The organism is Psychroserpens sp., from assembly GCF_034670085.1.
GTDB lineage: Bacteria > Bacteroidota > Bacteroidia > Flavobacteriales > Flavobacteriaceae > Psychroserpens.
In genome coordinates this window covers 515,000-540,729 of sequence record NZ_JAXMOD010000001.1, presented here as the reverse complement: position 1 = coordinate 540,729, position 25,730 = coordinate 515,000, and the positions used below count along the sequence as shown (strand labels likewise).

General features: G+C 34.5%; 12 protein-coding genes. 7 read left to right on the top strand and 5 right to left on the bottom strand.

The annotated features are described in order from the left end of the window. Positions 1–43: 43 nt before the first annotated feature. A complete protein-coding gene (locus VOI25_RS02270) occupies positions 44–1,012 on the bottom strand; it encodes an NAD-dependent epimerase/dehydratase family protein (RefSeq protein ID WP_323787326.1) in 969 nt (322 codons plus the stop codon). Between the two features lie 172 nt (positions 1,013–1,184). On the opposite strand from VOI25_RS02270, the gene VOI25_RS02265 reads away from it, so the two are divergent. Beyond that, positions 1,185–1,703 (top strand): hypothetical protein, encoded by a 519-nt coding sequence (locus VOI25_RS02265; RefSeq protein WP_323787324.1) that lies wholly within the window; start codon positions 1,185–1,187, stop codon positions 1,701–1,703. A 114-nt stretch (positions 1,704–1,817) separates the two neighbouring features. Then, complete coding sequence (locus VOI25_RS02260; protein WP_323787322.1) at positions 1,818–3,881, top strand: M13 family metallopeptidase; 2,064 nt, start codon at positions 1,818–1,820, stop codon at positions 3,879–3,881. Positions 3,882–3,947: 66 nt separating this feature from the next. Here VOI25_RS02260 and hflX read toward each other — a convergent pair whose 3' ends face one another. Further along, positions 3,948–5,159, bottom strand: coding sequence for a GTPase HflX (hflX, locus tag VOI25_RS02255; RefSeq protein WP_323787321.1), 1,212 nt, complete (start codon positions 5,157–5,159; stop codon positions 3,948–3,950). 70 nt (positions 5,160–5,229) lie between these two features. Here hflX and VOI25_RS02250 point away from each other — a divergent pair, with 70 nt between their 5' ends. The 5 genes from VOI25_RS02250 (at position 5,230) to VOI25_RS02230 (ending at position 20,736) form a co-directional block, all read left to right on the top strand. Continuing rightward, on the top strand, positions 5,230–6,192 hold the full coding sequence (locus VOI25_RS02250) for an endonuclease (protein ID WP_323787320.1): 963 nt from the start codon (positions 5,230–5,232) through the stop codon (positions 6,190–6,192). A 209-nt stretch (positions 6,193–6,401) separates the two neighbouring features. Continuing rightward, the gene (locus VOI25_RS02245; protein WP_323787319.1) at positions 6,402–12,356 is read left to right on the top strand and encodes a gliding motility-associated C-terminal domain-containing protein; all 5,955 of its coding nucleotides are present in this window, start codon (positions 6,402–6,404) and stop codon (positions 12,354–12,356) included. 105 nt (positions 12,357–12,461) lie between these two features. Further along, complete coding sequence (locus VOI25_RS02240) at positions 12,462–13,364, top strand: type IX secretion system membrane protein PorP/SprF (protein WP_323787318.1); 903 nt, start codon at positions 12,462–12,464, stop codon at positions 13,362–13,364. Between the two features lie 18 nt (positions 13,365–13,382). Then, positions 13,383–15,296 (top strand): OmpA family protein, encoded by a 1,914-nt coding sequence (locus tag VOI25_RS02235; protein ID WP_323787316.1) that lies wholly within the window; start codon positions 13,383–13,385, stop codon positions 15,294–15,296. A gap of 118 nt (positions 15,297–15,414) precedes the next feature. Continuing rightward, on the top strand, positions 15,415–20,736 hold the full coding sequence (locus VOI25_RS02230) for a choice-of-anchor L domain-containing protein (protein WP_323787315.1): 5,322 nt from the start codon (positions 15,415–15,417) through the stop codon (positions 20,734–20,736). 45 nt (positions 20,737–20,781) lie between these two features. Here VOI25_RS02230 and VOI25_RS02225 read toward each other — a convergent pair whose 3' ends face one another. From VOI25_RS02225 to VOI25_RS02215, 3 genes are all read right to left on the bottom strand, one after another. Then, positions 20,782–21,153 (bottom strand): hypothetical protein, encoded by a 372-nt coding sequence (locus VOI25_RS02225; RefSeq protein WP_323787314.1) that lies wholly within the window; start codon positions 21,151–21,153, stop codon positions 20,782–20,784. 61 nt (positions 21,154–21,214) lie between these two features. Continuing rightward, positions 21,215–22,675 (bottom strand): DUF5689 domain-containing protein, encoded by a 1,461-nt coding sequence (locus tag VOI25_RS02220; protein ID WP_323787313.1) that lies wholly within the window; start codon positions 22,673–22,675, stop codon positions 21,215–21,217. A 63-nt stretch (positions 22,676–22,738) separates the two neighbouring features. Beyond that, a complete protein-coding gene (locus VOI25_RS02215; RefSeq protein WP_323787311.1) occupies positions 22,739–25,702 on the bottom strand; it encodes a TonB-dependent receptor in 2,964 nt (987 codons plus the stop codon). Positions 25,703–25,730 lie beyond the last annotated feature (28 nt).

Genomic DNA, 25,730 nt, shown 5'->3' with positions numbered 1-25,730 from the left:
ATTTTGGTGTAAAATATTTAAAATGAGTCTTTAAGTGCGAAATTTAAGTTGAAACTTTAGCTTCAGAATCATACTTGCTCCTCAATTGTTTTAACATTTCAGAGGTCATAGCTTCTAAATCGTAATTGTGTGTCCAGTTCCAATCTCTTCTCGCTGAAGAATCATCAATAGACTTAGGCCAACTGTCTGCAATTTTCTGTCTAAAATCTGGATTGTATTTGATTTCAAATTCAGGAATATGTGCTGCAATAGAAGCTGCTAATTCTTTTGGAGTAAAACTTATAGCCGCTAAATTATACGAAGATCTTATTTTAATGTTTTCTGAAGGTGCTTGCATAAGCTTTGTTGTAGCATTAATCGCATCATCCATAAACATCATTGGGAGTTCAGTGTTTGCAGATAAAAAGCATTCATAACTTTTATCGATTAGAGCTTTGTGATAAATTTCAACTGCATAGTCAGTAGTGCCACCTCCAGGCATCGTTTTCCAACTTACAATTCCAGGATATCGTAAACTTCTAACATCTACACCATATTGTTTATGATAGTATTCGCACCAACGCTCACCTACTTGTTTAGTAATACCATAAACTGTAGTGGGTTCCATAGTCGTATGTTGAGGTGTTTGAATTGAAGGCGTCGTTGGACCAAACACGGCAATACTAGATGGCCAAAACACTTTTTTTATAAGGCCTTCTTTTGCAAGATTTAAGACATGAAATAGAGAATTCATATTTAAATCCCAAGCCATCATTGGGTGTTTTTCACCTGTTGCACTTAGCATTGCAGCCATTAGGTAGACCGTATCTATATTGTGTTTTTCAACACAAGTTTTAACCGCATCAAAGTTTTTTGCATCTAGATTTTCAATAAGTTCTGAGTTTACAGTGTCTAAATTTGAAAACCTAATATCACTAGCAACAACATTGTTGTTGCCATGAATTTCTCGCAGCTTCTGTGTTAGTTCTGAACCAATCTGACCACCAGCACCAATGATTAATACTTTTGACATAAAACTATATGCTAATTAATGTGACTCAAAAATACTAAGAATAAAAGGGACTCAAAACTTTAATGCTTAAAATTAACAACACTTTATTTTTTGTTAAATCCATGGTAATAGACTTCAAAGTACATTCGCTTTAAGTATATTTACAGCTAAATTTAGTTGTAAATTTATGCGTTTGAAAGTTTTACTATATAGTCTTCTCAGTATATTAATACTTAGTTGTAAAACAGATACTCAAAACACAGTGATTGAAACTACAGTAGATGAGAAATCATCTAATACGATTACAAAATCTGAGATTCAAAATCTAAAGTATAATGACTACGGATTAAGTAATGATGCTCAGAATGCACTTAAAGATTGGCAAAAATATCAAGAGTTAAACACACAAATGGAATATTTAAAAACGGCAGATTTGTCATTTTTAAAAAGCGATATTAGCTTGATTACGACTTTTATAAATGATTTTAGGACAGAAATTCCAAAGGCAGTTAGTACAAATGAAGTTTACGCCAGAATAACGGCTTTAGAAACTAAAATGCTTAAAATAAATAGCTTACTATTACTAGACAATATTTCTAAAAAGGAACAACTTGAAGGGTTGAAGGAGATGTTTATTGCGTTTTCAAACCTTAATCTTCAAATCAATAAAAAGCTTGAGTTTGAGGCAAATAACATTTCAAAACCAGAATAAATCAAAAAAGTAAAGATTTGTTTTTCTTAATGTTTTGTTAATATGTAACAAATGCCGAGTTAAGGCTTCTAATTAATAACTAATTTTAAATCAAATTAAAACATAACAAACACTATGAAAACTAATATCAAGAGTATTTTGATACTTTCTGTTTTGGCAGTTTTTGCATTTTTAGGATGTAAAGAAGAGCCAAAAGAAGACACAGCAATGGTTGAGAAAATTCCAGGAATTATCTTGGAAAACATGGACACAACTGTTAATCCAAAAGAAGATTTTTACAATTATGTAAATGGTAATTGGGCAAAATCAACAGCAATTCCAGATGACGAAACACGTTGGGGCGGATTTGGAGTTTTGCGTAAAGCGACAAGAAAAGATGTTTTAGAAATTGTAAACACATCTAAAGAATTAGGAACATATGCAGAAGGTACAGACCAAAAAAAAGCATTACTAATTTTTGAAACTGAGTTAGATACCATTGCTCGTAATGAGGCAGGTATACAACCCTTACAACCCTTACTTGATAAAATTAATGGGATTAAAAACATTGAAGACATGCAAACGGTTTATGCATCTACAATGGGAGTTGCAGCACCTTTTGCTGGTATTGGAGCTTCAACAAATATGAGTGATAGTAGCATGAATATTGCTTGGGTTTTCCCAGGAGGATTAGGCTTACAAAGAGATTATTATTTAGATCAAGACGAAAAATCTAAAGAAATAAGACAACAATATGTTGAACATATAGCTAGAATGCTTCAGTTTATCAATTATAGTAAAGCAGATGCAGATGCAGCTGCGAAGAAAATTTTAGCTATGGAAACTAAATTAGCTGAACCTAGATTAGATAAAGTAGCGATGAGAGATGCTCGTAATTACAATAACCCATTAACGGTTGCTGATCTACAGAACATGACACCAGCCATTGATTGGAATAAGTTTGTAGCAGATATGGGAATTACAAAAGATTTAGGTACAATCAATGTTATGCAACCTAAGTATATGGCTGCTTTAAATGATTTCTTAAAAACTACATCAATTGAAGATATTAAAACATTAATGCACTGGAGTACCCTTGATAATGCAGCTGGATTTTTAAGTACAGAAATTGAGAAAGCAAATTGGGAGTTTTATGCTAAAACCTTAAATGGAGCAAAGGCAATGCGCCCTGCAGATGAACGTGCTTTAGGTACTGTTGATGGTACTGTTGGTGAAGCTATTGGTCAATTATATGTTGAAGCAAAATTCCCGCCAGAAGCTAAAGCGAAAGCTGAAGAGATGATTGCTAATGTCATTACTGCATTCCAAAACAGAATCATGAAATTGGATTGGATGACAGAAGAAACAAAAAAGAAAGCGGTTGAAAAATTAGACAAATTTACAGTTAAGATTGCTTATCCAGATGAATGGGAAGATTATTCAACCCTTATGGTTAAAGAAGGCAATAGCTATGCAGAAAATATGATGGCTGTTGGAAAATGGTCTCAAGAAAAGAATTTATCTGAAATTAATGAGCCAGTCGATAAAAGTGAATGGGGAATGCCTCCTCAAATGGTTAACGCCTATTTCAATCCGACAAATAATGAAATCGTTTTTCCTGCAGCAATATTACAGCCACCATTTTATAACTATACAGCTGATGATGCTGTAAATTATGGAGGAATTGGAGCAGTTATTGGTCATGAGATTTCTCATGCTTTTGATGATTCTGGTGCGCGCTTTGATGGAGATGGTAACCTTAATAATTGGTGGACAGAGAAAGATTTGGAAGAATTTACTAAACGTGGTGATGCATTAGCAGATCAGTATAGTGCAATCGAAGTTTTAGATAGTGTATATGTTAATGGTAAATTTACCTTAGGCGAAAACATTGGTGATTTAGGTGGTGTTCTTGGAGCATATGACGGTTTACAGTTAAGCTTTAAAGAAAACGGAAGACCTGAAAACATCGATGGATTTACACCAGAACAGCGGTTTTTTATGTCATGGGCAACTGTTTGGAGAACCTTAACTAGAGATGATGCATTACGCACACTTATTAAAACAGATCCACATTCTCCTGGTATTGTGAGAGCAACGCAACCTCTTAAAAATATTGATTCATTTTATGATGCGTTTGATATTAAAGAAGGTGATGCTATGTGGTTAGCTCCTGAAAATAGAGTTAGAATTTGGTAATCAAATTTGATATAAAATTAAAAGGCTGTCTTTATTAAGACAGCCTTTTTTTTTACACTTGTTATTTTATTGTTCCTCCTCATAATCAGGATATAGAAAATGATTATATGGAAAACGAGTCACATGAATCTCTCTAACTTCATCGTAAACACGTTTTTTAAAGACATCTATATTCTTCTTATTTAACGCAGAAATAAATAAAGCATTGTTTCCTACCTTATTCATCCACGTTTTTTTCCATTCTTGTAGTGTATAATGAGCAGAAGTTTTTTCAGTTATTAAATCGTCTTCATCTAAAGGTTCTGCCTCATAAGCATCTATTTTATTAAAAACCATAATTGTTGGTTTATCAGAACTGTCAATCTCACCTAGAATCTTATTTACAGAATCAATGTGTTCCTCAAAATTTGCATGTGAAATATCAACAACATGTAACAACAAATCGGCTTCTCTTACTTCGTCGAGCGTACTTTTAAAAGACTCAATCAATTGTGTAGGTAGCTTTCTAATAAATCCTACGGTATCAGTTAATAAAAATGGCAAGTTTTGAATGACCACTTTTCGTACTGTGGTGTCAAGTGTTGCAAATAATTTGTTTTCAGCAAACACATCACTTTTACTAATGACATTCATTAAGGTTGATTTTCCAACATTAGTATAACCAACTAAAGCCACACGCACCATTTTGCCACGATTTCCTCGTTGCACAGCCATTTGCTTATCAATAGTTTTTATTTTGGCTTTTAGTAATGCAATTTTATCCCGAACAATACGTCTATCGGTTTCGATTTCTGTTTCTCCAGGACCACGCATTCCAATACCACCTTTTTGTCGTTCAAGGTGTGTCCACATCCCTTTTAATCTAGGTAGTAAATATTCACATTGTGCAAGTTCTACTTGAGTTCTTGCATAACTGGTAGTTGCACGTTGAGCAAAAATATCTAGAATTAGGTTTGTACGGTCTAAAACTTTACAGCCTAAAATTTTACTAATATTTCTTTCCTGAGCCGCAGAGAGTTCATCATCAAAAATAGCCGTTCCAACGTCATTGTCTTTAATGTATTTCTCTACATCTTCCATTTTACCAGAACCAATAAAGGTCTTTGGATTTGGCATCTCCATTTTCTGTGTAAACCGCTTTAACACTTCACCACCAGCAGTATAAGTCAAAAACTCTAGTTCATCTAAATATTCTTTAGAACGCGCTTCGTCTTGATCTTTAGTAATAACTCCTATAAGTACAGCCTTTTCGAGCTGAATATCTTTTTTTTCTATCATAAATCAAAATATTCACAAAGTTACATAATTGAAAGTATGTGGATTGTATTTTAAAATTTAAATTTGTTTTGTGGAAAAAGAAAATAAAAGTGAACAGCATTACACAGTCGCATTTTATAACGTAGAGAATCTTTTTGATTTTGTAGATAATGGACTTACACATGATAACGATTTTTTACCTAGTTCAGTAAAGCGTTGGACAAAAAATCGATACAATCGAAAACTAAATAAACTAGCTGAAGCTATTTCAAAGATTGGTTCTAATAACACACATAAGCCACCTACTTTAATTGGAATTGCTGAAGCCGAAAATAAAAAGGTTTTACAAGATCTTATTGACACCAATAAATTGAAGAATTTTAATTACGATATAGTACATTATGATTCTCAAGATGAACGAGGAATTGATGTTGGATTCATTTACAATAAAGATGAGTTTGAATTAGAATATTCTAAACCATATTCTGTATATCTTGAAAAAGAGAATGGCGAACAAGACTATACTAGAGATATATTGTTAGTTTCTGGTAGACTAAATGGTGAATTAATCCACTGCATAATTAATCATTGGCCATCTCGTCGCGACGGACTTGAAGAATCTTCTCTTAATAGACTAGCTGCTGCTGAATCAACTATTGAAATCATTGAAGCAATTAAGATTAAAGAAGACAATCCAAAAATAATTGTTATGGGTGATTTTAATGACAATCCAAATAATGAAAGCGTAAAATTACTCACAATAAAAGGTCAGTTGTTTAATCCAATGAAAACTTTAGGTTCTTACTCTAGAGGAACTCAAAACCATAAATTTAAATGGAATGTATTTGATCAAATATTATTCACAACTAATTTTTTTGAAACGGATGATTTAGCCTTAAAATTTGAAGATGCAGATATATTTGATGAAAAGTTTTTAACCCAATTTCATGGTAAATATAAAGGGCAACCCTTTAGGACTTATTCAGGTAAAAAATACAAAGGTGGATTTAGTGATCATTTTCCCGTTTATATACGCTTAAGTGTGATGAACTAAAGCCTTAAACTTTTAATCGATAAAAACAGCACTTCATCTATTATAACATTGTTAAGGCTTTCTTAATAACCATTTTTTTTATCTTCGGTTATTAATTTGCCCCCTTTCTTGTTTTGTTTAACCTTATTTACTTAGTCTCTGTTTTGAGTAACTAAGTATAAGGGGTTTAGCACCAGTAAATTATAAAAACAATTAATAGTATATATCACATGAAAAAGATTACTTTTCTATTAGCATTTTTCCTTGTTTTTTCTCTTTGGAATTCAAATGCACAAATTGTTTCTTACCCATATTTTGAAGATTTTGAATCTGGAGATGGCGGTTGGACAGTTGATAATCCAGCAGCTGGTTCATGGGAATTAGGAGCACCAGCTAATACAATAATTAATAGTGCCGATTCTGGTACTAATGCATGGGTTACCAATTTAACAGGTGATTATGCTTCAAATGAAGATGCTTCTGTTGTGAGTCCAGTTTTTGACTTTACTTCATTAAGCGCTCCTTCAATAGAATTTAGTATTTGGTGGAACTCAGAATTTAGTTGGGATGGTATGGTTTTGCAATCCTCAATAGATGCAGGTGCCTCATGGCAGAATGTTGGAGGTTTAGGAGATCCTAATAATTGGTATAATGATGATACTATTGGTGGAAATCCTGGAGGTCAAGCAATAGGTTGGACAGGAAGAGATGCCACTGGCTCAGGTGGCTGGGTAGTAGCTCGTCATGCCCTAATAGGACTTGCAGGAGAAAGTAGTGTTTTACTAAGATTTGCATTTGCATCGGATGGAAGTGTGGTTGACGAAGGTATTGGATTTGATTCTATAAATGTTTTTGAAGTTTCATGTCCTGAACCATCTGGAATCACTGTAGCTAATATTACAGCGATGACTGCAGATATTACTTGGACAGCTGGAGGTTCAGAAACCAACTGGGAAGTTGTAGTACAACTAGCAGGAACGGGTGAACCTGTGGGCTCTGGAACTTCAACAATGAATAATAATCCTTATACAGGATCAGGATTGACAGCAAATACAGAATTTGAAGTTTATGTTCGTTCAGACTGTAGTGGTGAATTTAGTAGTTGGGTAGGACCTTTTAATTTTATAACACCTTGTGGTGCGATAACTCCAGATTATAATGCTAACATGGCAGTAAATGTCCCAGACGCTTGTTGGGATGAAGCTAATGATGGTGAAATAGTTGATGGGCCTAGTGGTTCTGGAACTTCAGATTGGCGTGATGGAACAAATTATGCTTTTGGAGATAGTAATGCTATTAACTTATTTGGTAATGCAGATAGAGAATGGTTATTATCACCATTTTTCGATTTATCGGCAGGTGGTTATCAATTAGAAGTAAATGTTGCAGTAACAAACTGGCTCAATGGATTTCAAGATGATACCATGGGGTCTGATGATGAAGTGAAATTATTACAAAGTATTGATGGTGGTACAACTTGGACTACTTTAACAACTTGGAATGCTGCAAATGAACCTGAACTTGGTGGAACGGAATATATTCAAGATTTATCAGGAGTAACTGGTGCAAACGTTCAATTTGCGATTTGGGCTTCTGATGGAACTAATGACGATGCAGAAGACTATGATTTCCATGTCGGTAAATTTAGAGTAAGAACTCCGCCAACTTGTCCAGAGCCTATTAACTTGGCTTTAGATTCTTTTACAGATATTACAGCAACAATAAGTTGGACATCAGGAGGTTCAGAAACATCTTGGGAGGTTGTAGTTCAGCCAGCCGGAACAGGTGTGCCATCTGGTCCTGGGGTGGTTACTACAAATAATCCTTTCACAGCAACAGGGTTAACAGCAACAACAGATTATGAAATTTGGGTACGTAGCGATTGTGGTGTAGATGGATTAAGTAGTTGGACAGGTCCAATTAGCTTTACTACATTTAACACTCCACCGCCACCACCAGTTGGTGTAACTTGTGCATCAGGAAGTTCTTCGTTTATATTTACAGCCGAGTTTGATGGTTTAGATGGTTGGACTGGAGATTTAAATGGAGGAGATGGTACATGGGAAATTCCTAATGATTCAGGATCAGGAGCTACAGGAGCAGATACTGCATTTAGTGGAGCAAGTTTTATGAATTATGAAGCATCAGGTGGTACAACAGCTACTGCTTCAGCCGTAAGTCCAGCAATAGATTTAACTACAGCTGTTGATGGCGCAGAATTATCATTTTATATGCATGCCTTTGGTGCTGATATGGGTTTACTGAATGTTGGTGTTTCAACATCATCTTCAGGTCCATTTACAACAGAATTTGCTTGGGCTGGAGATTTACAGACTTCAGGAGCAGATCCTTGGGTACCAATCGGAATTAACTTAGATGCTTATTTAGGTCAAGTAATATATGTTGAGTTTAGTCATACTGGTACTGGAGATTTCGAAGGTGATATGTCTATTGATTTTGTTCGTGTTGAAACTTGTGGCTCCTTTTGTATTGCACCAAGTAGTATTGTTGTATCTAATGTAGGAGGAACAACAGCAGATATCAACTGGAATGGTAATAATGGAGAAACATCATGGGAATATGTTGTAGTACCAGCTGGAACTGGAGAACCAAGTGGTCCTGGTACAACAGTAGGGACTACAACAGTAAATGAGACAGGATTAGATTTCTCAACAGATTATGAAGTTTGGGTTCGAGCAGATTGTGGCGGAGGTACGTTTAGTATTTGGGCAGGACCTATTAATTTTACAACTACGATACAATCAGATTTTATTATAGATTGTGTGGTTGGGCCAACAAATATTACGTATTGTTATGACAATAATGATACAACAAATTGGACATTTACATCTAGTGATGGAAGTCCAATTAGAATTACTTTTAATGCAGGTGGAATAGAGAGTTGTTGCGATGATATATTAATATATGATGGTACTGATAATACAGGAACCTTATTATTTCAAGGTAATAACGGAGGAGACTTATCAGGTCTAGTATTTGACTCAATTGGAGATTCGTTATTTTTTGAGATTGATTCAGACGGATCGGTTAGTTGTGCTTCAGGAAGTGGTTGTTGTACTGCAGAATGGGATTTCACAGTGGCTTGTGCAACATGTGTAAATCCGATAGCTACTTATCAAGTCATTGATGATTGTGCTAATGGAGATCAATTTTTGATAGACGTAAATGTTACATCATTGGGTGATGCAACGTCTCTATCAATTTCTAATAATATAGATGCAACAATAATTCCAGTAAATGCTATTGGAGTTTATCAAATTGGTCCATTCCCATTTTTAGTGGATGTAGTTGTTACTACTAATAATGATCAAGATGCTAACTGTGTTATAAATAGTAGCCCAATTCAATTGTTGGCTTGTCCACCAGATAATGATAATCCATGTAATGCAACTATTGCAGTTGTAAATACAGATAATTCTTGTGATTTATTAACAGCTGGTTCTCTAATTGAGGCTACACCTTCAGGTGTTCCTGATGGTACATGTACTGGTGATCCAGATGATGATGTTTGGTTTCAGTTTGTAGCAGAAAATGAAGTTCAACTTATTTCGATTCTTAATATTGCTGGTGGAACATTTAATATAGACCATGCCATTTATGAAGGTACATGTGATAATTTAGTTGAATTAGAGTGTAATGATAATACAGCAAGTGTTTCACCTGAATTAGTAGTTGGCAATACCTATTTTATTAGAGTGTTCTCTGGTGGAAGTGCTTCTGAAACAAGTACGTTTGATTTATGTATTAAAAACGCACCAACAAATATTATTTGTGAAAATGCTGAAAACTTCTGTGAAGATGGAGGAGCGCTTATAACGTCTAATATTATTGGAATTCCAGATAATAATGATATTGCATGTTTAGGCACTGCACCAAACCCAACATGGAATATTATTCAAATTGGTGATCCGGGATTAATTGAAATTCAAATTGATCAAGTGGATGACGCTGGAAACGGTTTGGATGTTGATTTTGTACTTTGGGGACCATTTGTTTCTGTTGAAGATGCATGTTTAAACATTGTTTTTGATGATTGTCCAACATGTCCAAATAATACAACTAATCCAAACTTTTATCCTTTTGGAAATATTGTTGATTGTAGCTATTCAGCTGCACCTACCGAAAACTTAACTATTGATAATGCTCTTACTGGTGAAATTTATATGTTACTTGTAACAAATTTCTCTGATGATCCAGGATCAATTTCTATTAGTCAAACTAATGGGAATGACGTAGGAGATGGTAACGTTACTGCTGAAATTCAAGTAGATTTAGGTCAGGATCAGCAATTATGTGGATTTGCTTCTTACGATATAGTTGCAGACTCACCTTTTGCAGATCGCTTTGAGTGGTACTGTGACGGATTTATAATTCCAGGTGAAGAAGGTTCTACATTAACAGTAACCGAATGTTGTACTTATACAGTTATTGCATTTGATGATCAATGTCAATCGCAAGCTCAAGATGAAGTTACAGTTTGTTTTGGAGCTGAACCGGTTGCTAACCCAGTACCAGATATTGTTACTTGTGATGATATTTCTGGTGATGAGATTGAAGATTTTGATTTAGAAATCCAAACAGCAACTTTGCTGGGAACTCAGGATCCAACTGAATTTAATGTTACATATCATCTAACCTTAGCAGAAGCACAACAAGGTATCAATGCTTTAACATCACCTTATACAAATGTTTCAAATCCTCAAACAATTTATGTAAGAATTGAAGATGCAAACGCTACATTCTGTTTTGCAACAACATCATTTGATTTAATTATTTCTGGTCCAACTCCAACTGCGGAAATGGATACTTATCCAGTTTGTGATGACGATTTAGATGGTTTAGGTGTGTTTGACCTTCCATCAAGAGATGCTATTGTACTTGGTGGTCAAAGTGCTGCCGATTACACAGTATCATATTATGCAACTTTAGCAGATGCTGAAGCAGGTACAGGAGCTTTAACTAGTCCATATAACAGTCCAACAGCAACTATTTTTGTTAGAGTAGAAAGTAATTTAGCATTTGATTGTTATACAACTACGACTATGGATCTTGTTGTAAACGATTCACCTGATAATACATTTGTGTTAGGAGATATTATTACTTGTGATGATGCTTCAGGTGATGGCTTTGAAGATTTTGATTTAGAAATTCAAACACCAGTTGTAATTGGATCTCAAAATGCTGCAGATTTTAATGTGACTTATCATTTAACATTAGCTGATGCCGAACTTGGAATAGGAGCACTAACGTCTCCATATACAAATATTTCAAATCCTCAAACAATTTTTGTAAGAGTGGAAAATGCAAATGCAACCGTTTGTTATATTACAGCTAGTTTCGATTTAATTATATCTGGTCCAACACCAACTGCCAATACAGATGTTTATTCAGAATGTGATGACGACTTTGATGGAATCACTGCGTTTGATTTAGCAACTAGAGATGCCAATATTCTTGGTGGTCAAAGTGCTACTGATTTTACAGTAACGTATTATGAAACGCAAGCAGATGCAGATGCAGGCACTGGAGCAATAGACACCAGTTCTTTGTATAATAGTGGGACAGCAACTATTTATGTTAGAGTTGAAAGCAATATAGCTTTTGATTGTTACACTACAAACACAATGGAGCTTGTTGTAGACGCATTGCCAAATACGACATTTACTACAAACTTTGATTATGAAGTTTGTCCTGGTGCTACAACTCCTATACTTATGACTGCTACAGCCAATAATTATAGCGAAAGTGATGTGACCATAAACTGGTATTTTGAAGGTGGTATTGTTAGTGGTGAAAATAGTTTAACTATTCCTGTTATAGATGCAGGTCTTTATGAAATTGAAGTTATAAATAATCAAACAATGTGTTTTACTATTACATCACAACTTGTGATAGAATTACCAAATTGTGTTATTCCTCAAGGAATATCTCCAAATGGAGATGGTTTAAATGAAGTCTTTGATTTAAGTAGTTATGATGTCACTAAACTAGAAATTTTTAATAGAAATGGAACTTTAGTGTATTCTAAAGATAATTATACTAACGAATGGTATGGTCAATCTAATAATGGAGACCAATTACCTGTTGGAACATATTTCTATACAATGGAATATGAGAACGGTAAACAAAGAGCAGCATGGGTTTACATACAACGACTAAATTAAAATTAAAAAATAATAAATATTTAAGACGTACAGTATTTGTCTTATAAAGTAGAAATTTGCTGTACCAATTTAATCCAACAACTAAAAACAACTAAAAATTAACAGATGAAAAAACTTTATATTATTGTTGTATTTCTCATTGCAACACAAATGTATGGACAGCAAGATCCACAATATACACAGTACATGTATAACATGAATGTGATTAATCCAGCTTATGCAGGATCTAGAGAAAACCTTTCGTTTGGATTATTATACCGTACACAATGGACAGGTATAGATGGTGCACCAAAAACAGGTACATTTTTTGGTCATCTTCCAGTTGGTGAAAAAGTAGGAGTTGGTTTATCTGTTATTTCAGATGAAATTGGTCCAGTAAGAGAAACAAACGCATATGCCGATTTCTCTTATACTTTAAAGCTAGGAGGTACAAACCGTTTAGCTTTTGGTATAAAAGCAGGCGCGACTTTCCATGATATTGGATTAGGAGGTTTAGATTTAATTGATGATGATCCTATCCTTTTTCAAGATATTAACTCTACCACTCCTAATATTGGTGCTGGAGTCTTTTATTATACAAATAACTATTATTTGTCTTTTTCGGTGCCTAATATTTTAAATTCGGTTCATTTAGACGCTAATGGTCAAAAACTAGGTACAGAAGCATCACACTACTTTTTAACTGGTGGTTATGTGTTTCAACTATCACCAAACACAAAGTTAAAACCTTCTTTTTTGGTTAAATCTTCTTTTGATGCTCCTACCTCTTACGATGTTAATTTAAATGCATTGTTTTTTGAGAAATTTGAAGTAGGAGGCTCATATAGATTGGACGATTCGTTTTCGTATTTAGTTAATTTTGCTGTTACTCCAGTAATTAGAATTGGGTATGCATATGATGCTGTAACTTCAGATATTAAAAAATATGCTCCAGCATCTCACGAGTTCATGTTATTATTTGATTTGAACTTCCCAAGAAAAGTTTCACGTTCACCTAGATATTTCTAACCAGCTAAGCTAAACATTATGAAAAAATTATTAACACTTTTTACAATAGTAGCATTAGGTAGTTTTAGCTTAATAGCTCAAAATAGTAACACAAAAAAAGCAGATAAACATTTCGCAAGATATGAGTTTGTTGATGCTGCAGAAGCATATAAAAAATTAATTGATAACGGAAAAGGCGATGGATATGTTTATGGGCAGTTGGCCGAATCATATTACAATGTATTTAATACGCAAGAAGCCGAAACCTGGTACGCGAAAGCCCTCGAAACTTCGGATGCACCTGAAATGATATTTAAATATTCTCAAATGTTAAAGGCAAATGGGAAATATGAAGAGTCAAATGTGCAAATGGCAAAGTTTGCTCAAATGAGACCAAGTGATGACAGAGCAACAGCTTTCAGAGAGAATCCTGATTATTTACCACAAATTCTTGAAAAAGGAAAAAAATTCAACGTTCAGAGCTTAGGATTCAATACAAAATATGCAGATTTTGGAGGAACATTAAAGGATGGTAAACTGTATATAGCATCTGCTAGAAACACTAATCGAAAAAACTATGGTTGGAATGAAGAACCGTTTTTAGATATTTATGAGTTAGTAAAGAATGAAGATGGTACGTATCAAGCAGCAACACTTGTTGAGGAAGATATTAATACAAAATATCACGAAGGTGTTGTATCTATTGCGCCGGATGGAAAAACCATGTACTTTTCAAGAGAGAGTTATTTTGAAAAGATATATGAAAAGGATTCTCTTACCAAAGTAAGATATAGTAGACTTCAATTATTCAAGGCTACTAAATCAGGAAGTACTTGGAGTAATGTGCAAGGATTCCCAATAAATAGTAAAGAATATTCAATAGCACAACCTGCTGTAAGTCCAGATGGTAAGACCCTTTATTTTTCTTCGGATATGCCTGGAGGATTTGGTCAAGCAGATATATATAAAGCTGCTATTAACGATGATGGATCATTAGGTGAACCAGAGAATTTAGGGCAGAAAGTAAATACTTCTGGAGTGGAAAAGTTTCCATTTGTTAGCAGTAAGAGTATCCTTTACTTTTCTTCGAACGGACATTTAGGTTTAGGAAACCTTGATGTATTTGTTTCCAAAGTTGTAGATGGTAAAATGGGACCAGTTCGTAATATAGGTATCCCTGTGAATAGTAGTGCTGATGATTTCGCTTTTACTATTGATGAAGAATCTGGAGAAGGTTATGTGTCATCTAATAGAGATGGCGGTTTAGGTGGTGATGATGTATATGCAATTAAGAAATTGCAACCTCTATTTGATGTATTAATAGCAGGAACTGTTGTAGATTCTAAAACAGGACAACCAGTAAATGCAGCAAGTGTAACGTTATATGATGATCAAGGAAATAAAGTGTTGTCCAAAGTGACCAATTCTGATGGTACAGTTGATTTTATTGTTGAGACAGGAGTTCAATCTGAATTAGAAGTTGTATTAGATGGCTATGTAAGTCAGAAGATTACTGTTGGTGCTTCAGAAAACGAAGAAGAAAAAGTTAACATAATGTTAGACCCTATTGAAGTTATTGTTGGACCAGAGGAAATAATTTTAAATCCTATTTTCTTTGAATTTGATAAATCAAATGTAACTGCTCAAGCTGCTTTTGAATTAGATAAATTAGTTCAGATTATGAATAAATATCCAGATATGGTTATTAGTGCACTATCTCATACAGACAATAGAGGACCTGCATCGTATAATGAGAGATTATCAGACAGAAGAGCAAAGACAACTGTTCAGTATGTAATTTCTAAAGGCATAGATAAGGCTAGAATAACTGGAATGGGTAAAGGAGAGAATGAACCTAAAGTTGATTGTGGATCAAATTGCTCTGAAGAGGATCATCAAATGAATAGAAGATCAGAATTTATTATTGTAAGCGGAGGACCACAAGCAAAATAAGTAATAAAATATAATGACTAACTAACCAATCATAAAAGCTCTGTTTAATTAGCAGAGCTTTTTGTGTTTAATAATGTAGTCTAACCAAAAATAAGATTAACGACTTCAACTAAATCAAATGAAAAAAATTATTTTTATAAGCATGTTGTTTATACTTTCCGTAAGTATAAATGCACAAACATATCTTCAAGAGGATTTTGACATCGAGATTCCGGCTACATGGGAAATAGGTGATACAGGTGGCGCTACAGGTGATTCTTGGATTTCCGGGTTGCAAGGTGGAGCTAACGGTTTAAACGGCAGCAACGTTGCCATAGTTGATAGCGATGCCAATGGTAATGGAGTTGAGCTAATTGAAATCTTAACAACACCTGTGTTTGATACAACAGGTGCAGTATTACTCTATTTAGATTTTGATCAGTACTATAATAATGGTGGTGGTGACACTGCAATTGTTGAAGTTTTTGATGGAACTAACTGGATTGAAGTATTAAATCAAACAGCAGATATAGGCAACTTTAATGCACCAGATCAGCAGCATATTGATATAACAGCATACTCAAATGCTAATATGCAAATACGTTTTACTTATAATGATGGAAATATTTGGGCCTGGTATTGGTTGCTAGATAATGTAATTGTTTATAATTCTTCTTGTGATTTTCCTTCAGGTATAACGGTTGAAAATATTACAGATATTTCTGCAGATTTAAATTGGACTACTGGTGGTGCAGAATCAAATTGGGAAGTTGTAGTTCAAGCAGCAGGAACGGGAGAACCTACAGGTTCAGGAACACCAACAGCTAGTATTCCATATAGTGTTACAGGTTTAACCGCTAATACCGATTATGAAGTATGGATAAGATCAGACTGTGGAGTAGATGGTTTTAGTTTTTGGTCTGGACCAATTAACTTTAGAACATTTAATACACCACCACCAGCACCAGTTGGTGTAACTTGTGCATCAGGTAGTTCATCGTTTATTTATTCTGCAGAGTATGATACAGTAGAAGGTTGGACAGGAGATTTGAATGGTGGAGATGGTACTTGGGAGATTCCAAATGATTCTGGATCAGGAGGTACTGGACCAGATGCAGCATTTAGTGGTGCAAGTTTTATGAATTATGAAGCATCAGGTGGGACAACAGCAACAGCTTCAGCAGTAAGTCCAGCAATAGATTTAACGGCAGCAATTGATGGTGCAGAATTATCTTTTTATATGCATGCCTTTGGAGCAGACACAGGAGTTATGAATGTAGGTGTTTCAAATTCGGCTACGGGTCCATTTACGACTTTATTCACATGGTCAGGAGAATTGCAAACTGATGGAGGTCAACCGTGGGTTCCAGTAGGAATAAACTTAGATGCTTATTTGGGTCAATCAATATATGTTGAGTTTAGTCATACAGGTACTGGAGATTTCGAAGGTGATATGTCTATAGATTTAATGCGTGTAGAAACTTGTGGTTCATTTTGTATTGCACCAAGTAGTATTATCGTATCCAATATAGGAGGAACATCAGCAGATATTAATTGGAACGCAAATAATGGAGAAACATCATGGGAATATGTAGTAGTGCCAGCTGGGTCTGGAGAACCAAGTGGACCAGGAACAACAGTAGGGACAACAACAGTAAATGAAACAGGATTAAATTTTTCTACAGATTATGAAGTTTGGTTGAGAGCAGATTGTGGAGGCGGAGTGTTTAGTTCTTGGGCTGGACCTGTTAATTTTACCACGACTATACAATCTGATTATACTATAGATTGTACACAGGCTCCAACAAACATAACATATTGTTATGATAATAATGATACAACAAATTGGACATTTACATCTTCAGATGGAAGTCCACTTAGAATCACGTTTAATGCGGGTGGAATAGAGAGTTGTTGTGATGATATATTAATATATGATGGAGTTGATAATACAGGGACTTTAATATTTCAAGGTAATAACGGAGGGGACTTATCAGGCTTAACTTTTGATTCAGTTGGCGATTCGATGTTTTTTGAAATAGATTCAGATGGATCAGTAAGTTGTGCATCAGGAAGTGGATGTTGTACAGCACAATGGGATTTTAATGTTGCTTGTGCAACATGTGTAAATCCGGAGGCAACCTATAGTGTAGTTTCAAACTGTGTAGTTGGCCCAGAATTCTTTGTAGATGTTGACTTAACTAATTTAGGTTCTGCTACGTCAATTACAATAAGTGATGATCAAGGAAGTGCGCCACAGACAGTAAGTGCTTTAGGCGTTGTGACTTTTGGACCTTATGCTAATAATGTTCCAGTTATAATTTCAGTTGCAAATGATGATGACGCCAATTGTGAAATAACTAGTAGTGCTTTAACTCAAGACCTCTGTTTAGATACTGTAGTGGATTGTGCAGGTGGACCAATAGCTGGCTTTTTATGTTATGATAATGGTGATTCTGTGATTTTAACCTATACAAGTTCTGATGGGACACCACTTAATTTAACAATAAATCAAGGTGAGATAGAAGGAGACCCATTTGATTTCTTATTAATCACAGATGGAAATGGTATTGAGCTTTATAATGACGAAGGTAATGATGGTGATATATCAGGTTTAACTTTTCAATCTCCTGGCGATACAATTACTATTCAAGTATTATCTGATGGCTCTGTAAGTTGTACGTCTGGTGCCTTTCCAGATGGGATAGATTTTACAGTATCATGTGCAACATGTATCAATCCAGCAGCAACTTATCAAGTTATTGATGATTGTGCAAATGGACAACAATTTTTGGTTAATGTAAATGTTACAACCTTAGGTGACGCTACATCGTTAACAATTTCGAATAATATAGATGCTACCACAGTTTCAGCGAATGCTGTTGGTGTTTATCAAGTTGGACCATTTCCTTTTGGTGTTGATGTGGTAATTACTTTGAGTAACGACCAAGATGGTAATTGTGTTATTAATAGTTCGGCAATTCAATTATTGGCATGTCCGCCAGATAATGATAATCCATGTAATGCAACAATTGCACAAGTCAATGCAGATGACACTTGCACATTAATTACTCCAGGAACCTTATTAGAAGGTACAGATTCTGGAGTGCCAGGTGGCACTTGTGGTGGAAATCCTGACGATGATGTATGGTATGAGTTTACTGCACTAAATGACATTCAAATTATTTCAATATTAAATATAAATGGAGGAGGTTTCTTCCAAGATATTGATCATGCTGTTTATGAAGGAACTTGTGATGCTCTAGTTGAATTATATTGTTCTGATGCTGAAGCTAGCGTTACGCCAGTCTTGACTATAGGAAATACGTATTATGTTAGAATATTCTCTGCAGGTAGTGATGCCGTTGATTATACATTTGATCTATGTATAAGACCAGGATCTGGTAATGTATTAGTTGATCAAACAACATACACACCTGAAGAGCTAGTAATAGATGTTTTAATAGATAGCCCTTGTGCTCAAATTTCAAATGTTACCTTTTCAACTGGTACTAATTTTGGTGAGGATAATGGAATAGGATATTTTTCTAATCCCGATGGAGGCTTCCCGTTTGAAGATGGACTATTGCTAACTACAGGTGATGCAAGTCAAGCAGCGGGACCAAATGTGAATTTTGTGTCTAGTGGAACTACAGGATGGCCTGGAGATCCAGATTTGACTGCTATTGCAGGTGATGATACGAATAACGCAACCATAATAGAATTTGACTTTGTACCGCTAAATGATGAATTGAGTTTTGACTTTCTTATGGCTTCTGAAGAATATGATATGGGAGGATTTGAATGCCAATTCTCAGATGCATTTGCATTCTTATTGACAGATTCTAATAATGTTACTACTAATTTGGCTGTCGTACCTGGTACTACAGACCCAATTTTGGTAACTAATATTCATCCCGATAATGGATCATGTCCAGCAGTAAATGAGCAATATTTTGGTGAATATATTCCAGACAACTTGCCTCCAATTTCTTTTGATGGAAGAACAGCAGTGTTTACAGCATTCTCTCAAGTGAATATCGGTGAAACGTATCATATTAAATTAGTTATAGCAGATGCAAGGGATAGTGCATGGGATTCAGGTGTATTCTTGAAAGCTGGTAGTTTTGATATTGGAGAGGTCGACTTAGGAGGTGATATTACAATTGCTGGCGGAAATGCAGTTTGTGAAGATGAGCCTATCATTTTAGATACTTCAGCACCTAATGTAGCTCATGTATGGTATCAGGATGGATTTGTTATTCCTGGAGAAACAGCTTCAACACTTTCGGTAACTGAAGAAGGTTTATATACTGTTCAAATTATTTTCTCACCATCTTGTATTATTGATGACGAAGTTTTAATTGAATTTTTACCTAAACCAGTGGTTGCAAATACGCCAGATGATTTAACGGCATGTTCTACAACCAACCAAGCTGTATTTGATATTAATGTTAATACTAGTGTTGTTTTAGGTCCGCAAAGTCCAGCTGATTTTACAGTGACTTATCACGAAACTCAAGCAGATGCAGATATTGATGCTAATGAATTAACATCACCATATGCCAATACATCGAATCCTCAAATAATTTACATTAGAATTGAAGATAATATTACAGGGTGTTTTGAAACAACTAGCTTTAGTTTATCTATTTCAAGTCCTACTCATACAGCTGAAAGTGTTGATATGATTGGATGCGATAATGATGACGATGGTATTGCAACCTTTGATTTAGTTTCAAATGACGTTAATGTATTAAATGGTCAAGATGCTTCACAGTTAATTGTTTCTTATCATGCTTCTCAAGCTGATGCTATGGCAGGAACTGGAGCATTATCTAGTCCATATAATAGTTCTGGGGAAACAGTATTTGTTAGAGTTGAAACAGTAGACTTTGCAGATTGTTATGTGACTAATAGCTTTGATTTAGTTATAGGAACAGAACCATTAACTTCATTTACATCAGACTTTGATTATGAAGTATGTCCTAATGCGATAGTGCCGATTATTATCGAAGCAACACCTGATAATTATACAGAAGGTGAAGTATCGATCAATTGGTACTTAGATAATGGATTGATATCTGGTGAAAATGGATTAACCCTTCCAGTTTTAGATGCTGGTGATTATGAAATAGAAGTGATTTTCAATGATACAGGTTGTTCTAATAGTACAGTCATTACTGTAATAGAGTTAGAAACATGCGTTATTCCTCAAGGTATTTCTCCAAATGGAGATGGTTTGAATGAAGTCTTTGATTTAAGTAGTTATGGTGTAACTAAACTAGAAATTTTTAATAGAAATGGAACTTTAGTGTATTCCAAGAAGAACTATACCAATGAATGGTTTGGACAGACAAATGATGGAGATGAGTTGCCAGTTGGAACTTACTTCTATACTATGGAATATCAAAACGGAAAGCAAAGAAGCGCTTGGGTTTATATCCAAAGAGAGAATTAATTACATATTACTTATAAAAAAAGCCTCTAATTTAAGAGGCTTTTTTTATGCGTTTAATAAAACAATGGCTAAAGTAATAGTGCCTAATAAAAGAAACCATAATAACCAAATACTATAGGTTGTTTGTTTTTTATTCGTTTTAGCATTCAAAACTTTTCGTTTTCTACCACTATAAGTAATCCAATTTCTAAAGTAAATAAAAACACTTGTCATAATAAAAAGAGTCCATCCTTTTGATGCAGAAAACATTGTAACGTGCATTTGTTCTAAAAATATAGAGAAGAATACGCCTAAGACTAAAACTAATGCGATTTGCAAGAGTGAAAGGTAAACTATAGCAATTGTATTAGCTTTTTGTTTATGCGTTGCTTTAAAGTGATTAAAAACGCTAAAAAAAATAGTATCAAATGTTGTCATGTTAGCTGTAAATAAAAAAGCCACACCAATTTGGTGTGGCTTTAAATATATGGTTTTATTTTTATTGAGCGTCTATGCTTACAAAATCTAATTCGTAAGTTCCATCAAATTCAGCAACACCACTTCCAACATATTTGAAAGCGATATGAATTTGACCAGTTGCACAAGAAAGATCTACAATTCCAGATTCAAACCAACTACCAAAGAAATCATCATCATCTGTTACATAAGCATCAGATAAAATCCCCCAAGTTGCAGTTGATATTCCAGCCTCAGTTCCATCCCAATCATTTGAGAATAATACGTCCATTGTACTTGAGTCAGAGAAACTATTAGATGTTTCAAATTGAAGCGTTGCACCAGGATTAGTATCTAAATCTATTTGAGGTGTAATTAACCAAGCTACAGAACTTGAATCACCAGATCCAAATGAACCAACTCTTGCTGACACACCTTGAGATGCGTTTGTACCTCCAGCCGTGTATGCTTCCCATCCTTCAGTTCCAGCTTCAATAAAGTTCGTCCAACCGTTTCCTGAAATTAATGAGTTTACTGATTGACCTTCAAAATCATCCTCAAATAAGTTGTTTGGTCCAGCAGCTGCAGCTAACCCACAAGAAATTTCAATTGGATCACAACGCATTGCCTCATCGTCAAAATTAATATCTTCAGGAGTGTTTATTGATAAATTGAACACTTCACCAAAGAAATCTTTAGTTAAAATTGCATTTATGCTTCCTCTACCACTAGGTAAAAGTAAACCTCTAAAATCGGAAAACGTACTTGTACTAAAAACAACAGTAGCACTCGAAGTACAGCTTTCAAGAGTTCTTTCTCCATCAAATTCATCAGATCCTTCAGCAGCATAAGTAAGAGAATTATTAATAACTTCATTTCTATTAAACTGAGCGTCAGCTAATCCAACCATCATGTTTGTCTTATCACTAGAGAAACTAGAAATAGTTAATGGAAGGGGTACAATAGTTTCGACATCATTAGATCTAAGAATGAAATTAGTTTCAGATCCTGATGGGATTTTATCTACTTCAGTTCCATTTAGAACTCCTATCGATAAAACACCATTTGTAATTCCTACAGAAAGGCCACTAACCTTTATATAGACCTTTCTACCTACTTCATATTTAGTAAATAATGGATTTACATCAATTAGTACTTTGATCCCAACAGTTGGGTTTTCAAAGTTATCTTGAATTATTAATTCTTCAAAGAAATTTCCTGCCTCGTCAGATGATATAACATAACCTGTTATGTATTCATCATTATCATTAAATGTGTAAGACACTACAGTTGATTCATCTTCATAATCTATTTCACCAAAATTATCTTGAGCTTGAGCTAAGTCACCAGCTAAAGACCCCATTGTTCTTATTTGACTTGCTGGAATATTTGGTTCTCCAAATGAGAGATTTGGTGTATCAAAATCATCATCTTGAACACAAGCACTAAATACTACTAAACTTAAAGTTAGTAATATGATTTTGTTTAAATTAATTGTTTTCATTGTTCTTCTTTTTTTATTTTTCCCAAAAGATTGGAAACTATTTTGTGATTTATTTTTCATTTTTTAAAATCTTAAATATACATTAAGGTAGTATGTTGTGCCATTACCAAAGAAATAACGGTTTCCAAATACTGGACCACCATCATTATTTTGCTCTTCAATCTGACTTCTATAATCTACTCGTCTAGATTGCTCAAAACCACCTGTTCTATATTCTTGATTAAATACGTTATTGATAGTTGCAAAAAAGCCGACGAAATAATCGCCTACTTTCCAAGATTTACCACCTATAACATTCACTAACATATAGCTGTCAAATTGTTCTTGTTTTAATAATTCTTTAGCCACTTCTTCGTCATAATCGTTAAACGTGTAGCCACTAAAATTTCCGTTATTTGGAATATCTACACCTCCATTAACACCCGGCAGTGTAGGCAACAAGTCCACATCTTGAGTAAAAGAAGCAGATCGTTTTAAAGCACTCGCATCTACGTATGCATGTGAGAAGAAGTTACTTGTAACACCGATATTCCAAAAATCTGGATCACGATATTCAAAACCTATTTGAAATGCACGCTCAGGTCCACCAGATACATGTAAATCTTTTAATGCAGTTGTACCATCACCATAAGTTAACACGGTTTTTTGTGCAACTTCAGTAGGTATTCCATTTAAAGGTAAAGTCCTTATAGTTGAAAAATCTGCAGCGGTATAATATAGGTCTGGATTATTAGTAAATGTGTATTGTCCGATAGATGCAGCAGCCTTTAACTTAATAGTTGGAGTTACTTGAGCTTCAATACCTAATTCAGCACCAATATGGCGTCTATCGATATTAGTCTGAACTTCTTGTACAAAATTACTTGAGTTTTCAGTAAAGAAAAAGCCGATATCAGTACCATCTTGAAAGCCTGAATAAAATCCAGTAAGTCTAGCTTTTACTGTTGGTGATCTATAGATATAACTGGCATCAAAACTCTGAATTGTTTCACTTTCTAAACCTAAAACAATTTGATTACTTTGTCTTGCATTTCCAAATGAATTTCGAATTGAAGGAGCTTTTGTGAAATAACTTCCGTTAACATCTATTAAATGTTTCCCAGTAATTTTATAGGTAAAACCAGCTTTAACTCCATAGTTAGAAAACTCTAATTTCTCGCTTTCGCCATAAGAAGTAATATCACCAAAACCATCTAAGAAACCAGTTTCACCTAAAGCTGGATTAGGATCTTTAAAAAATCCATTTTCATACTTACCATCTCTTTGATATGTAGTTTGTGAAATATTAGCGCCTACATAAAAATCTATTTTATCATATTTAAATTGAAATTGTGCAAAACCACTTGCTACATCAGAATTGATGTCGTAATTGTATTTATAACGATCACCTTCAGTAACTATTCTGTTTGGATTTCTAATATCACTCTGTGCTTGCCCTACAGATTGCTGTCCTGCTTGTTGTTCTGCAAAAGCATCAATATCTAAATAACCTGATCCACCCAATAAATCGTCAATACGTGCATAATTTTGACTATTTAAAGTTCTATAACTAAAATTAGCATTTAATCTAATATTATCTGCTAAGTCGGCATCAAGAATGGAGTTAAAAGATAGTTGTTTATCCTCTATCACATCAGATTGAAGTGCATAAACAGAATAACCATTAATAGCATTAGCTCCGTAAAGCGTATTCCAATCTAATTGTCCGTCATTTATAAATTCTTGTTGTGCTATGTACGCTAATTGATAATCATAAGCTGTTGGGTTTGGATCATCAAGATGATAACTAGGTAAGTTTTGGTAATACTCTGGGGTTGGATTTCGAGCACCACCGTATTGACCATCGTTAATAGCATCAAGACGTGAGCCATTGTTATCAATTCTTGAATTGGCAATTTCCCCAAACTGGTAGGCTATGTTAGTGTTCAATCTAACTTTTGGTGTGATTTCCCAATAGTGATTCAACATTAAGATTGGTTCATTAATTTCTCTAATTCTTGAGTTTCTAATTTCACCATTTTGTTCTCCCCAAAAAGGGTTGTATTCTCGTCCTTTTAGGTTATAAACTTCCTCTGTAATTGCTGTAGAACGACCACGTCTGTTTTGAGCATAAATAGAAGTAAAGTTAAGACTATGCTTATCACCTAACTGTTTTTCAACAACTGCAACGATAGAATTTGAATCATATAATGTTCCATCTACAAATCCTTCATCACCATATCGTCTAGATGCAAGAACTGAAAATGCCCAGCCACCTTCAAGTACACCTGAATTATAGCTAGCCATAACACGACCTGTATAGCTTCTATTGGCACTTGCGTAAGATACACGTCCACCTTCTCTGTATTTAGAAGCTCTCATTATAATGTTATTAGTTCCAGCGAGATCACCAAAAGTGTAATCGTTTGCAGACATACCCATGGTAAACTCTTGATTACGTTGTAAATCGTTTATTCCTCCCCAGTTTCCCCATTGAGGTCTACCATTAAACTGTTTGTTCATTTCTACACCATTGATAAGAACTTTACCATTGGCATTGTCTAATCCTCTTGGTCTAAAAAATGTTGCGCTAAAATCAAATGCAGCAGCATTTAAAAACACATCTCTAGATGATTGTAATAAACCAGAAACATTGTCTGTTAAACCATCATCTTCACTGTTTAAGTTATCATCAGAAATTGAGATAATAAACAAGTCTTTTTTATCACTAGAATCGTAATCTAATGTCATTCCGCTAATATCAACGGTTTGACCTTCGTTTACAACAATAGGATAACGTTTAGTAACGTAATCTGTCGATTCAATTTTGAGTACTTGTTCTCCTAAAGGAACTATAGTCTCAAATTGAAATTCACCATTAGAATTAGTGGTTGTCACAATTGACGTGCCTTCAATGGTAATCGTTACTCCTGGAATAGGTTCTCCTGTTGTACCGTCAAGAACACTACCCTTAACAATAGTTTCTTGAGCAAAGGTTGTAAACGCAGAAAAAATTCCGAGTAAAAAAATCAATAAACTTTTTTTCATGCCTAATCTTTAGTTAATAAATTGGTTG